Here is a 12,440-nt window from a genome sequence, read left to right on the forward strand (position 1 = left end):
GGCGCACCAGGCGTCCGGACCGGACCACTCCCTCGCTGCGGCGATCACCGCGATCGGCCTCTTCCACGGGCCCTAGAACAGGCGGAACTCGTCCGGCTCGATCCCGCGCAACGCGTCGTAGTCCAGCACCACGCACCGAATTCCGCGGTCCTCGGCCAGCACCCGCGCCTGAGGCTTGATCTGCTGCGCCGCGAACACGCCCTTGACCGGCGCCAGCAGCGGGTCGCGGTTGAGCAGTTCCAGGTACCGGGTGAGCTGCTCGACGCCGTCGATGTCACCGCGCCGCTTGATCTCCACGGCGACCGACTTGCCGCCGGAGTCGCGGCACATCAGGTCGACCGGGCCGATCGGAGTCGGGAACTCGCGGCGCACCAGGGACCAGCCGTCGCCCAGGGTCGTGACGTGCTCGGCGAGCAGCTTCTGCAGGTCGGCTTCGACGCCGTCCTTCTGCAGGCCCGGTTCGGGGCCGAGCTCGTGCTTGGAGTCGTGCATGACCTCTTCGAGGGTGATGATCAGCTTCTCCCCCGCCTTGTTCTGCACGGTCCAGATGTCCGGGTCCTCGATCAGCCAGCAGGGCGGGCTCATCCAGTTCAACGGCTTGTACGCGCGGTCGTCGGAGTGGATCGACACCGAGCCGTCGGCCTTGATGAGCAGCAAGCGCTGCGCCATGGGCAGATGGGCGGTGAGTCGGCCTACGTAGTCGACCTTGCAGCGAGCGATGACGAGACGCACCGCGACAGGCTACGGGGTGTGTCCAACCACCGGGCGTTAGGTACGGTCCGTGCCGTGGAAAGCCTCGGCACCCGTCAGGTGTACGCAAACCCGTGGATGACCGTTCGCGAGGACGAGATCAAACGCGCGGACGGTTCGAACGGCATCTACGGCGTGGTCGACAAGCCCGACTTCGCGCTGATCATCCCGCTCGACGGCGAACGCGTGCGGCTCGTCGAGCAGTTCCGGTACCCGATCGGCCTGCGCCGCTGGGAGTTCCCGCAGGGCACCGCGCCGGACCGCGCCGCCTCCGACCCGCTGGAGCTGGCCCGCCGCGAGCTCCGCGAGGAGACGGGACTGCGGGCCGGCCGGATGATCGAGCTCGGCGTGCTCGACGTCGCGCCCGGGATGTCGTCGCAACGCGGCCGCGTGTTCCTGGCGACCAACCTGTCCGAGGGCTTCCACGAGCGGGAGCACGAGGAGCAGGACATGCGGTCGGCGTGGTTCCCGCGCGCCGACTTCGAGTCGATGATCTCCAAGGGCGAGATCAGCGACGCCCAGTCGATCGCGGCCTACACACTCCTGCTGCTGCACGAGCACTCCCAGCCCTAGGTGTATCTGGCCATCAGGTTGGTGCCAGTCGGCTGGTGGGTGGGTGGCCTCCGAGTGCGCTGTGGCGGCGTTGAGTGTTGTAGTGCTCGAGCCAGGGGGTAAGGGCGGCGGTGCGGTCGGTGTTGCTGGTGAAGGCCTGCCGGTAGGCCCACTCGGTTTGCAGGGTGCGGTTGAGTCGTTCGACTTTGCCGTTCTGCCAGGGGCAGTGGGGCTTGATGAACTTCTGCCGGATGCCGTGCCGGGCACAGACCTCGCGCAGTGACCAGCGGTAGGCCCAGGCGTTGTCGGTCATGAGCCGTTCGATGCGGGTGATGCCGTGGCCGGCGAAGTAGCCGATGGCCCTGGCCAGAAACCCTGCGCAGGTGGGGCCTTTCTCGTCGGGCAGGATCTCGGAGTAGGGCAGTCTGCTGTGGTCGTCGACCAGCGAGTGGACGTAGTCGAACCCGATCCGGGTGGTGCGGTCGCGGGTGGCTTCCTGCCCGGCTCGGCCGTGCACGCGCCAGCCGCCGCCGTCGGGGATGCGGCCGATCTTCTTGACGTCCATGTGGACCAGCTCGCCCGGCCGGTCCCGTTCATAGCGCACAGCGGTGGCCTTGTTCGCCCGGATCACCTGCCCGGTGATCGGGTCGAGCAAGGCCAGCCGCGGGACCTGGTGGCGGGCCAGCACCCGCGACACCGTCCGGGTCGGTACTGCCAGCTCGGCGCCGATCCAGTCCGGGCCACGCCGCTGCTCCTGCCGTAGCGCGAGGATCCGCCGCTCGAGCTCGGCGCTGGTGCGCCGCGGTGAATGGTGCGGCCGCGACGACCTGTCGCGCAGGCCGGCCTCGCCCTCGCGGTCGTATCGGCCCAGCCAGGTTCGCACACACTTGCGTGAGATCCCCATCGCGGCCGCGATATGGGCCTGCGGCCAGCCGGCCTGATACCGCTGGACGATCAACAGCCTGCCCAGGAACGTGGTCCGGGCGTTACGGTGGGACACGAGAGCCTCCGGCTGGCGTGGGTCCTAGACAAACCACACCCCAACCGGAGGCTCTCCCCACGTCAACACCTATCCGCCGCTACCAACGTCCCGGCCAGATACACCTAGTGCTGGCTGCCCTGGAAAGCCGCCCGGTAGCTCTGCGGTGAGGTCCCGGCGATCCGCTTGAACCTGTCGCGGAACGCCGTGGCCGACCCGAAGCCCACGCGGCTCGCGATCAGCTCCACCGGGTCCCTGGTCGTCTCGAGCAGGTGCTGCGCCTGCCGAACCCGCGCGCGGTGCAGCCACTGGAGCGGCGTCGTGCCGGTCTGCTCGCGGAAGCGCCGGTTCAGCGTCCGCGTGCTCATGCCCGCCTGCTTCGCCAGGTCCTCCAGCGTCAGCTCCCGCGGCGCGTTGGCCTCCATCCACAGCAGCAGGGGTTCGAGCTCCGCACCTTGAGGCGCCACGGGCGGTGTCACGATGAACTGCGCCTGCCCGCCTTCTCTCTCCAAGGGCATCACGGCGAACCGCGCCGCGTCGGCCGCCACCGCCGAGCCGTGATCGCGCCGGATCATGTGCAAGCACAGGTCCAGCCCTGCCGCGGCACCCGCGGACGTGAGGAACTGCCCGTTGTCGACGTAGAGCACGTCCGGGTCGACCTCCAGCGCCGGGAACCGCGCCGCCAGCTCCTCGGCTCCCAGCCAGTGCGTGGTCACCCGCAACCCGTCGAGCAGACCGGTCGCCGCGAACACGAACGCCCCGGTGCAGATCGACGCGATCCGCGCACCCCTCGCCGCCGCCTGCCGCAGCGCGTCGACCAACGGCTTCGGGACGACCATGTCCGGGTCGTGGCCGGGAAGGACGATCGTGTCCACTTCGGACAGCAACTCCAAGCCGTGCGGGACCTTGATCTCGAAGCAGCCCGCGTCGACAGTCCTCTTCGGACCGCAGACCCGCACGCGGTACCGCCCGACCCAGTTGAACGCGTCGACCGGTGTCGCGAAGTCGAACGGGACGACGCTGTCCATCGCTACCACTGCCACCTGGTGCACGTCGTCCACCGTAGCTGGCGAGAATCCGTTGGAACATGGCATTCCAGCCAGTTCTCGACGGGTTCCGGCCCTCCTACGGTTTGATCACCGACGCGAGGAGGCGCAGTGAAAGCCCAAGTGGTGTTGTTCGACGGTTTCGACCCGTTGGACGTGATCAGCCCGTACGAAACGCTGACCGCGGGCGGGATCCGGACCGAACTGGTGGCGGTGGAGGGACCACGCGAGGTCCCCGCCGGGATGAACCTGCTGTCCCTCGACGCGACCGCCCGGCTCGACCCCGGCACCGGCCTCATCGTCGTGCCCGGCGCGGCGGCCATGCAGGAGGACGAGGTGTTCGCCCTGCTCAGCGCGGCGGCAGCCACACTCGGGCCGGTGCTCAGAGACTCGAAGGCGATCATCGCCACCGTGTGCGGGGGATCGCTACTGCTGGGCATCGCCGGCCTGATCAAAGGCCGCAACGCCACCACGAACCACCTCGGCCTGCACGCGCTGGAGTCGATGGGGGTGAACGCCGTCCGCGCCCGCATCGTCGACGACGGCGACCTGGTCACCGCCGCCGGTGTCACGTCCGGCGTCGACCTGGGTCTCTACCTCCTCGAACGCGAGGTCGGCGCCCAGCAGGCCCTGGAGGTCGAGACGCTGTTCGCCCACGAACGCCGCGGCACGGTGTGGAGCGCGGCGTGAGCAAGTTCTTCCTCTCGCTGCACGTCCTGGCCGCCATCATCGCGATCGGCCCGGTCACCGTCGCCGCCAGCATGTTCCCGAAGGCCGTGACCACGGACGGCGATCCCGAACTGCTGCACCGCATCTGCCGCGTGTACGCGCTCATCGGCATCTCGGTGCCGGTCTTCGGGTTCGCGACGGCCGGCGTGATGGGCGTGACCGGTCACCCCTGGGTGGTCGTGTCGATCGCGCTCACCACCGCCGCCGCGTTCGTGCTCGCCCTGAAGATCCTTCCCGGCCAGGAGAAGGCCATCAAGACCAAGGACATCAGGCACCTGGCCGTGTACACGGGCGTCTTCAACCTGTTGTGGGCGACCGTGACGGTGCTGATGATCCTCCGGCCGGGCTCGACGACCGGCGCCTAGCGCTGCGAGACCGGCCGCACGACGATCTCGTTGACGTCGACCTCCGCCGGCTGCGAGATCGCGTAGGCGATGGCGTCACCGATGGCGGACGCCGGCAGCGCGAGCTTGCGGAAGTCCTCCATCAGCGACGCCGCGAAGCCCTCGGTGATGGTGTCCGCCAGCTCGGACTCCGTGACACCGGGCGAGATCACGGTGACGCGCAGGTCGTCACGCTCCTGCCGCAGCCCTTCGGACAACGCCCACACCGCGTACTTCGTCGCGCAGTACACGGCGGCGGTCGGCATGACCATGTGCGCACCGATCGAGGCGACGTTCACGACGTGCCCGCCGCCGGTGAACCGGGGCAGCACGGCGGCGATGCCGTTCAGCACGCCCTTGATGTTCACGTCCACCATGCGGTCCCACTCGTCGACCTTCAGCGACTCCATGAGGGACAACGGCATCACGCCCGCGTTGTTCACCAGCACGTCGACCCGCCCGTACCGTTCCACAGCGGCGTCCACAAAGGACTTGAAGGACTCGCGGGACGTCACGTCGAGCGGCGCGTACGCACCGCCGATCTCGTCCGCCAGCGCCGCCAGCCGGTCCTCCCGCCGTGCCCCCAGGAACACCTGGTGCCCGGCCTTGGCGAGGACCCGGGCCGTCGCCTCGCCGATGCCGCTGGAAGCTCCGCTGATCACCACAACTTTTTCGCTCATGGCACCAACGATCGGCGTGCGGCGCCGCCCCTACCAGGACACCTTCTCCCCAGGAGTGGCACACCCAGGCAGAAACCCAGGCCGCGTAATAACCTCGGCACCGTGCTCGGAGAGTTCCTGAAAGCCCACCGTGCCCGCGTCGACCCTCAGGCCGCGGGCCTGCCGAGCCACACCCAGCGCAAGGTCAAGGGCCTGCGCAGGGAAGAGGTCGCGGTGCTGGCCGGCGTGAGCGCGGACTACTACGCCCGTCTCGAACAGGGCCGTGAGACCAACCCGTCGGCGCAGGTCCTCGACGCCCTGAGCCGCGCCCTCCAGCTCGACACCGACGCGCGGGCGCACATGCACCGCCTCGCCGGAGTCGTCGCGGACGAAGGCCATTCGACCGACAAGGTCAGCCCGGAACTGATGCGGCTCATCGCCGGCATGCACGACATGCCCGCGTTCGTGATGAACTCGCTGCTCGACGTCCTCGCGATGAACCCGCTGGCCGAGGCGCTCTACGAGCCGTTCACGCCCGCCGACAACGTCGCCAGGATGACGTTCCTCGACCCGGCCGCCGCGAGCTTCTACCCGCGCTGGAACTGGGTCGCGCAGAGCACCGTCGCGCACCTGCGGCAGACCGCAGACCCGAAGTCCCCGCGCCTGCGGCAGATGGTGGAGGCGCTCAGCGAGAGCTCGACGTTCCGCGAGCTCTGGGAACAGCACGAGGTGCGAGGAAAGACCCAGGACGCCAAGGAGTTCGTGCACCCGGCCGTCGGCGCGCTGAAACTGAACTACCACTCGTTCGACGTCCGCGAGGCGCCCGGCCAGTTCCTGGTGGTCTACCAGGCGGAGCCGGGCCCGAACGCGGACGCGCTGCGGCTGCTCGCGACTAGTCGGGCCACACGGGCGGCCGCTTCTCCAGGAACGACGCACGTCCCTCTTTGGCTGACGGGGACTGCGAGGTCTCGGCCATGACGGACAGCGCGATCTCGTACCCGTCGATCTCGGGCCGGTCCAGCTGCGCGTAGATCGTCCGCTTGCCGATCGCCTTCGAGGCCCTGCTGCCCCGCGTGGCGCGCGCCAGCAGGTCGTCCGTGGCGGCGTCCAGCTCGTCCGCGGGCACCGCGCGGTTGATCAGCCCCCACTCGACCGCGGTCGCCGCGTCGATCACGTCGCCGGTGAGCACGAGCTCCATCAGCCGCTTGCGCCCGATCGAGCGCGCCACCGGCACCGCGGGCGTGTGGCAGAACCACCCCGCCTTGCCGCCCGGCAACGAGAACCCGGCCGTGTCCGCCGCGACCGCGAGGTCGCACGAGGCCACGAGCTGACAGCCGGCCGCCGTCGCCAGGCCCTGCACGCGGGCGATGACCACCTGCGGTGCGGACTGGATCGTCTTCATCAGCACGGTGCACAGCTCCAGCAGCAGCCGCACACCTTCCTCGTCACGGGCGTGCACGTCCGCGAAGTCGTGCCCGGCGGAGAAGACAGGCCCGTCGGCGGCCAGCACGATGCCGGCCGCGTCCGACGTGCGTGCCTCGCGGAACGCGTCCAGCAGCTCCGTGAGGTGCTCGGCGGACAGCGCGTTGCGCTTGGCCGCGCGGTTCATCGTGATCCGGACGACGGACCCGTCCCGCGAAACGTCAACCATTCCGCGACACTAAGGCCCTACGGGAGGGAGCGCACCTCTCGGATCACGGTGACGATCTCGTCCATGATCTCGGTCAGCTCGTAGTCCTTGGGCGTGAACACCCGCGCCACGCCACGCTCGCGCAGCTTCCGGGCGTCGTCCGGCGGGATGATGCCGCCGACGATGACGGGGATGTCCCCGGCACCGGCCGCGCGCAGGCCGTCGACCACGGCGGGCACGACCTCCAGGTGCGAGCCGGACAGGATCGAGAGGCCCACGACGTGCACGTCCTCCTGCACGGCGGCAGAGACGATCTGCGACGGTGTGAGGCGGATGCCCTGATAGACGACCTCGAAACCGACGTCGCGGGCGCGCACGGCGACCTGCTCGGCGCCGTTGGAGTGGCCGTCGAGACCCGGCTTGCCGACGAGCATGCGCAGACGTTCGCCCATTTCCTCGCCGGTCGACCGCACCCGTTCGCGCACACGTGCGATCTCCGAGCCCGCTTCACCGGAAGCCGACGCACCGGAAACGCCTGTGGGAGCACGGTATTCGCCGAACGTCTCCCGCAACGCCTGCGACCACTCGCCGGTCGTCACGCCGGCACGCGCGCACGCCAGCGTCACCTCGACGAGGTTCCGGTCGGTCTTCGCGGCCTCGCGCAGGGCGTCCAGGGACGCCTCGACCGCGGCGTTGTCGCGGTTGGCGCGCCACTGCCTGATCGCCTCGACGGCCTGCGCCTCGACGACCGGGTCGATGGTCTCGATCGAGTTCGCGCCCTCGGCCTGCAACGGTGACGGCTCGGTCGTGTCGAACTTGTTGACGCCCACCACGACGTCCTCGCCCGCCTCGACGCGGCGGCGGCGATCCGCCAGTGAGGACACGAGGTTCGACTTCATGTAGCCGGACTCGACGGCCGCGACGGCGCCACCCATCGCCTGCACGCGGTCGATCTCCTCGCGAGCGCCGGCCAGGATGTCGTTGACCTTGGCCTCGATGACCGGCGAGCCGTCGAAGATGTCCTCGTACTCCAGCAGGTCGGTCTCGTAAGCGAGCACCTGCTGCATGCGCAACGCCCACTGCTGGTCCCATGGGCGCGGCAGGCCGAGTGCCTCGTTCCACGCGGGGAGCTGGATGGCGCGCGCACGGGCGTTGCGGGACAACGAGACCGCGAGCATCTCCAGCACGATGCGCTGGACGTTGTTCTCCGGCTGCGCCTCGGTGAGCCCCAGGGAGTTGACCTGCACGCCGTAGCGGAACCGGCGGTGCTTCGGGTTCTGAACGCCGTAGCGCTCCAGCGTGATCTCGTCCCACAGCTGGGCGAACGCGCGCATCTTGCACATCTCCTCGATGAACCGCACACCGGCGTTCACGAAGAAGGAGATGCGGGCGACGACCTCACCGAACTTCTCCTGCGGCACCTGACCGGAGTCGCGCACCGAGTCGAGAACGGCGATCGCCGTGCACATCGCGTACGCGACCTCCTGCGCCGGCGTCGCGCCGACCTCCTGGAGGTGGTAGCTGCAGATGTTGATCGGGTTCCACTTCGGCACGTTCGACACGGTCCACGCGACCATGTCGGTGATCAGCCGCAGCGACGGCCCCGGCGGGAACACGTAGGTGCCGCGGGACAGGTACTCCTTGATGATGTCGTTCTGCGTCGTGCCGGCGAGCGCCGACGGGTCCGCGCCCTGCTCCTCGGCCACGGTGACGTACATGGCGAGCAGCCACATGGCCGTCGCGTTGATCGTCATCGACGTGTTGGCGCCGGCGAGCGGGATCTGGTCGAAGAGCTGCCGCATGTCGCCGATGTGGCTGACGGGCACGCCGACCTTGCCGACCTCGCCCTTCGCGAGCTCGTCGTCGGGGTCGTAGCCGGTCTGCGTCGGCAGGTCGAACGCCACCGAGAGCCCGGTCTGGCCCTTCGACAGGTTGCGGCGGTAGAGCGCGTTGGAAGCCGTGGCCGAGGAGTGACCCGCGTACGTGCGCATCACCCAGGGCCGGTCACGCTCACGGTCAGCTGGGTACGGCACAGCAACCTCCCACGTCGTCGTTCTCCGGAGCGTACTGGCCGGTAACCATTGCCGCGCGTGCGATTGCTCACTGAATCGTGACCACTGGGAGCATGATGAAGAGGTGACGGGCTTCTACCAGACCGGGATCGTCTTCGCGGTTCTCGGCTTGCTGGCTCTGGTGCTGAGGTACTTCGCGGGCAACGACAAACGGCCCGTGCCGGATCTGGACGGCACGGACTTCGGGTTGCTGAGCGAGGTCGCGGTCGTGCCCACGGAGGAGGCCGCAAACGTTCTCGTGCAGAAGCTGAAGCGGAACGGAGTGCGTGCCACGCGTTCGCGACACGCGCCTTACCAGGTGATGGTGTTCCCGGCGGACGTCCCGAACGCGCGGCTCGTGCTCAAGAGCTGACGCGCTCCACGTTGGCACCCAGCTTGCGGAGGTTCTCCACGAACCCCGGGTACCCGCGCTCGATGTGGAAGATCTCGTAGACCTCGGTGGCCCCGTCCGCGCACAGACCGGCGAGGACGAGCCCCGCACCCGCGCGGATGTCCGACGCCCACACCGGCGCGCTGGACAGCTTCTCGATGCCGCGGATCACGGCGTGGTGGCCGTCCGTGCGCGCGTCGGCGCCGAGCCTGATCATCTCGTCGATGAACCGGAACCGTGACTCGAACAGGTTCTCGGTGATCATCGAGGTGCCCTCGGAGACCGTGGACAGCGCGATCGCGAACGGCTGGTTGTCCGTGGCGAAGCCGGGGTACGGCAGCGTCACGAAGTCGACCGCCTTGGGCCGCCCCTCCATGACGACGCGGAACCCCTCGTCCTCGCCCTCGTAGACGGTGACCTCGGCGCCCGCCATGCGCAGCTTCTCCAGCACCAGGTCGAGGTGGTGCGGGTTCACACCGCGCACCCGCACGTCGCCACGCGTCATGACGGCGGCGAAACCCCAGGTGGCGCCCACGATCCGGTCACCGATGACGCGGTGCTCGGTCGGCTTGAGCTCGGTGACGCCGTGGACGGTGAGGGTGGACGTGCCGGCGCCCTCGACCTTCGCGCCCATCTGGTTGAGCATCAGGCAGAGGTCGACGATCTCGGGCTCACGGGCGGCGTTGTCGATGACCGTCGTCCCGGTGGCGAGCACGGCCGCCATCAGGATGTTCTCGGTCGCGCCCATGCTCGGGAAGTCGAGCCAGATCTGCGTGCCGTGCAGCCCCTCGGCCTCGGCGACGATGCACCCGTGCTCGATCCACGTCCTCGCACCGAGCTTCTCGAGCCCGCTCTGGTGCATGTCCAGCGGCCGCGACCCGATCGCGTCACCACCGGGCAACGCCACGACGGCACGCTTGCACCGCCCGACCAGCGGCCCGAGCACGCAGATGCTCGCGCGCAGCTTGCCCATGGCCTCGGAGTCAGCCCGATGACTCAGCTCGGCGGGCGTCGTGATCCTCGCCACGTCACCTTCGAGCTGGACCTCGCACCCGAGACTCCGCAGCGCGTCCGCCATCAGCGGCACGTCGAGGATGTCCGGGCAGTTGGTGATGGTCGTGGTGCCCTCGGCCAGCAGGGCTGCGGCCATCAGTTTGAGCACGCTGTTCTTGGCGCCGACGACGTCAACGTCGCCGACCAGCCTTGCGCCACCGTGTACCCGGAAATGCTCGCTCACGCGGCAATCCTACGTACGGCTCTAAAGTGCCAGCCATGGCGGTACATCTCACCAAGATCTACACGCGGGTCGGCGACGACGGCACGACCGGACTGGGCGACTTCTCCCGCGTCCCCAAGACCTCGGCACGCATCGAGGCCTACGCGGACGTGGACGAGACGAACGCGTCCCTCGGCGTGGCCCTGGCACTCGGCCAGCTGGCACCAGACGTCTTCGACGTGGTGCGCAAGGTCCAGAACGACCTCTTCGACGTCGGAGCGGACCTCTGCACCCCGATCACCCCGGACCCGAAGTACCCACCCCTGCGCGTGACCCAGGCCTACGTGGACCGCCTGGAGACCTACTGCGACACGTTCAACGAACGCCTGGGCAAACTCGACTCGTTCATCCTGAACGGAGGCACGCCGGGAGCTGCCCTGCTGCACCAGGCACGCACCATCGCCCGCCGTGCGGAACGGCGCACGTGGTCGCTGATCGAAGAGGACGCCGAACACACCAACGTCCTCACGGCCAAGTACCTGAACCGGCTCTCGGACCTGCTGTTCATCCTGGCTCGGGTCGCTAACCCGGACGGCGACGTGCTGTGGCAGCCGGGCGAGAACGCCTGACGCACCCGCGAAGCGACCACCGCTGGAACCGGCGCCGGCTCTCGCGAGGCGACCCCTCCGCTGAAACCGGCGCCGGCCACCGCAAGGCGACCCCTCCGCCGGAACGGGAACCAGCCACCGCAACCCGACCCGCGCGGGGCCAACCGGCGCCCGCCCCCGCATGGTGACCACGCTGCCAACCTGGCGTGGCGATGCGAGTCGAGCCGTCTGAACCTAGGGCGCCGGGTTGCGATTCGGGCCCTTCAAGCCCCAATCGCAACCCCGCGCAGTTCCGTTCCGACCCCGCGCGCCCACCCTCGCAAGGGCGACCTCTCGCACGGGAACGCGAACAACCCCGCTGGGACAGGAACCACCCGCCAGCAAACGACCCGCACGCAAAACGACCCGCCGGGGAACCCCCGACGGGTCGTTCACACAATCTAAGAAGCCCAGGGAATCGATCGCCCCGGAGGCGAAGACTCGAGCCAGGACAAGAACCCGGTGAGAGCGTCCGGCCCCATGGCGATCTCGACCTCACCAGAGGCAGACCTGCATCGCAGCACGATCGCCCCGACCGGCATGGCGTAGGCCTCAGGCCCGGTGGGCTCGCGGCGGGCATCGATCTCGAGCCCGTCACGTGAGATCAGCTCGTTCGGGCCTGACCCGAGCGACAGCACCCGGAACCAGGCGAACGAGTCGCCCCGGTAGTGCCCCACGCCCAGGTGCCAGCCACGCCCGCGATCGTCGAACTTGCTGCGCAGGGCGACGTGCACACCGCCCTCGCGCAGCAGCCGGATGCGGCGCCAGGCGAAGCAGGTGATGACGATCGCCACCCCAAGAAGGATCAGGCCGGCAATCTCGGTGATCCCCACGGCTGCGGCCTCGTGCCCGGTCTCAGGCCGACTGTTCCACGGCCCGCACGCGCGCTGCCGCACGTGCGCGCTCTGCGTCGTCCGCGTCCTGCAGAGCAGTGCGCGCCTCGTTCACGTCGATCTCGCCCGCGAGCTCGGCGTCCTCGGCGAGAATCGATACGCCGGTGCCGGTCACGGAGAGGAAGCCACCGTGCACAGCGGCGGTGACAAGGCCACCGTCGGTCGTGCGCACCCGCACCACGCCACCCTCGACCAGCTGGCCGAGCACGGGCTCGTGACCGGGCAGGATGCCGATCTCGCCCTCGGTGGTCTGCGCCGAAACAGAGGTGGCCTTACCGGACCACAAACGGCGTTCAACGGCGACCAGTTCAACGGTCATCTCGGCCACGCGTATCTCCCTCGTCGTCTGGAGTCGAACTGAGTCTAAACGGTCGCCTGACGACCTTGCCGCCCCGCCCGGTGTCAGCACCTTCGACGACCGCCGAAGGGGAGACGTGCAGGACTTCGAGGGCTTCGTGGCGGTGCGGTCGCAGGCCCTGTCGCGCGCCGCCCGCTTGCTGTGCGGCGGCGACAA

Annotated in this window: 15 protein-coding genes; 6 read left to right on the top strand and 9 right to left on the bottom strand. The window is 69.1% G+C overall.

The features are described 5' to 3' along the window. Positions 1 to 72: 72 nt before the first annotated feature. Positions 73 to 732, bottom strand: a complete 660-nt coding sequence (gene nucS / locus DFR72_RS07455; protein ID WP_090066602.1) for an endonuclease NucS — start codon at positions 730 to 732, stop codon at positions 73 to 75. Positions 733 to 828: 96 nt separating this feature from the next. Between nucS and DFR72_RS07460 the strand changes: the two genes are divergently transcribed. Then, positions 829 to 1,323 carry an NUDIX hydrolase gene (locus tag DFR72_RS07460; protein ID WP_307791875.1) on the top strand — a complete coding sequence of 165 codons (495 nt, stop codon included), beginning with the start codon at positions 829 to 831 and terminating at the stop codon, positions 1,321 to 1,323. 13 nt (positions 1,324 to 1,336) lie between these two features. Here the strand turns inward: DFR72_RS07460 and DFR72_RS07465 are convergent, their stop codons facing one another. Together DFR72_RS07465 and DFR72_RS07470 are read right to left on the bottom strand one after the other, a co-directional pair. Then, positions 1,337 to 2,302, bottom strand: coding sequence for an IS481 family transposase (locus tag DFR72_RS07465; RefSeq protein ID WP_090066603.1), 966 nt, complete (start codon positions 2,300 to 2,302; stop codon positions 1,337 to 1,339). Between the two features lie 104 nt (positions 2,303 to 2,406). After that, entirely contained in the window at positions 2,407 to 3,333 is a 927-nt protein-coding gene (locus tag DFR72_RS07470) for a GlxA family transcriptional regulator (protein ID WP_090066782.1), read from the bottom strand. Positions 3,334 to 3,438: 105 nt separating this feature from the next. Between DFR72_RS07470 and DFR72_RS07475 the strand changes: the two genes are divergently transcribed. Further along, a complete protein-coding gene (locus DFR72_RS07475) occupies positions 3,439 to 4,017 on the top strand; it encodes a DJ-1/PfpI family protein (protein WP_090066604.1) in 579 nt (192 codons plus the stop codon). Next, positions 4,014 to 4,421, top strand: a complete 408-nt coding sequence (locus DFR72_RS07480) for a hypothetical protein (protein WP_090066783.1) — start codon at positions 4,014 to 4,016, stop codon at positions 4,419 to 4,421. The genes DFR72_RS07475 and DFR72_RS07480 overlap by 4 nt, the downstream gene beginning before the upstream one ends. Here DFR72_RS07480 and DFR72_RS07485 read toward each other — a convergent pair. Continuing rightward, on the bottom strand, positions 4,418 to 5,119 hold the full coding sequence (locus DFR72_RS07485; RefSeq protein ID WP_090066605.1) for an SDR family oxidoreductase: 702 nt from the start codon (positions 5,117 to 5,119) through the stop codon (positions 4,418 to 4,420). The two genes, DFR72_RS07480 and DFR72_RS07485, sit on opposite strands and share 4 nt — an antisense overlap. Positions 5,120 to 5,221: 102 nt before the next feature. Between DFR72_RS07485 and DFR72_RS07490 the strand changes: the two genes are divergently transcribed. Further along, positions 5,222 to 6,076 (top strand): helix-turn-helix transcriptional regulator, encoded by an 855-nt coding sequence (locus tag DFR72_RS07490; protein WP_090066606.1) that lies wholly within the window; start codon positions 5,222 to 5,224, stop codon positions 6,074 to 6,076. Here DFR72_RS07490 and DFR72_RS07495 read toward each other — a convergent pair. Continuing rightward, positions 5,991 to 6,749: an enoyl-CoA hydratase-related protein gene (locus DFR72_RS07495; protein WP_090066607.1), complete on the bottom strand. Its 759-nt coding sequence runs from the start codon at positions 6,747 to 6,749 to the stop codon at positions 5,991 to 5,993. The two genes, DFR72_RS07490 and DFR72_RS07495, sit on opposite strands and share 86 nt — an antisense overlap. 17 nt (positions 6,750 to 6,766) lie before the next feature. Then, the gene (locus tag DFR72_RS07500; protein ID WP_090066608.1) at positions 6,767 to 8,761 is read right to left on the bottom strand and encodes a protein meaA; all 1,995 of its coding nucleotides are present in this window, start codon (positions 8,759 to 8,761) and stop codon (positions 6,767 to 6,769) included. Between the two features lie 103 nt (positions 8,762 to 8,864). Between DFR72_RS07500 and DFR72_RS07505 the strand changes: the two genes are divergently transcribed. Further along, a complete protein-coding gene (locus DFR72_RS07505) occupies positions 8,865 to 9,152 on the top strand; it encodes a hypothetical protein (RefSeq protein ID WP_090066609.1) in 288 nt (95 codons plus the stop codon). On the opposite strand, the gene murA is transcribed toward DFR72_RS07505, so the two are convergent. Further along, positions 9,142 to 10,407 carry a UDP-N-acetylglucosamine 1-carboxyvinyltransferase gene (gene murA / locus DFR72_RS07510; protein WP_090066610.1) on the bottom strand — a complete coding sequence of 422 codons (1,266 nt, stop codon included), beginning with the start codon at positions 10,405 to 10,407 and terminating at the stop codon, positions 9,142 to 9,144. The two genes, DFR72_RS07505 and murA, sit on opposite strands and share 11 nt — an antisense overlap. Positions 10,408 to 10,442: 35 nt before the next feature. Here murA and DFR72_RS07515 point away from each other — a divergent pair, with 35 nt between their 5' ends. After that, on the top strand, positions 10,443 to 11,015 hold the full coding sequence (locus tag DFR72_RS07515; RefSeq protein WP_090066611.1) for a cob(I)yrinic acid a,c-diamide adenosyltransferase: 573 nt from the start codon (positions 10,443 to 10,445) through the stop codon (positions 11,013 to 11,015). A gap of 419 nt (positions 11,016 to 11,434) precedes the next feature. On the opposite strand, the gene DFR72_RS07520 is transcribed toward DFR72_RS07515, so the two are convergent. Beyond that, positions 11,435 to 11,866, bottom strand: a complete 432-nt coding sequence (locus DFR72_RS07520; RefSeq protein ID WP_090066612.1) for a DUF2550 domain-containing protein — start codon at positions 11,864 to 11,866, stop codon at positions 11,435 to 11,437. Between the two features lie 22 nt (positions 11,867 to 11,888). Continuing rightward, complete coding sequence (locus tag DFR72_RS07525) at positions 11,889 to 12,254, bottom strand: F0F1 ATP synthase subunit epsilon (RefSeq protein ID WP_090066613.1); 366 nt, start codon at positions 12,252 to 12,254, stop codon at positions 11,889 to 11,891. Between the last annotated feature and the right edge of the window lie 186 nt (positions 12,255 to 12,440).

Source organism: Lentzea flaviverrucosa, from assembly GCF_003350445.1.
Lineage (GTDB): Bacteria > Actinomycetota > Actinomycetes > Mycobacteriales > Pseudonocardiaceae > Lentzea > Lentzea californiensis.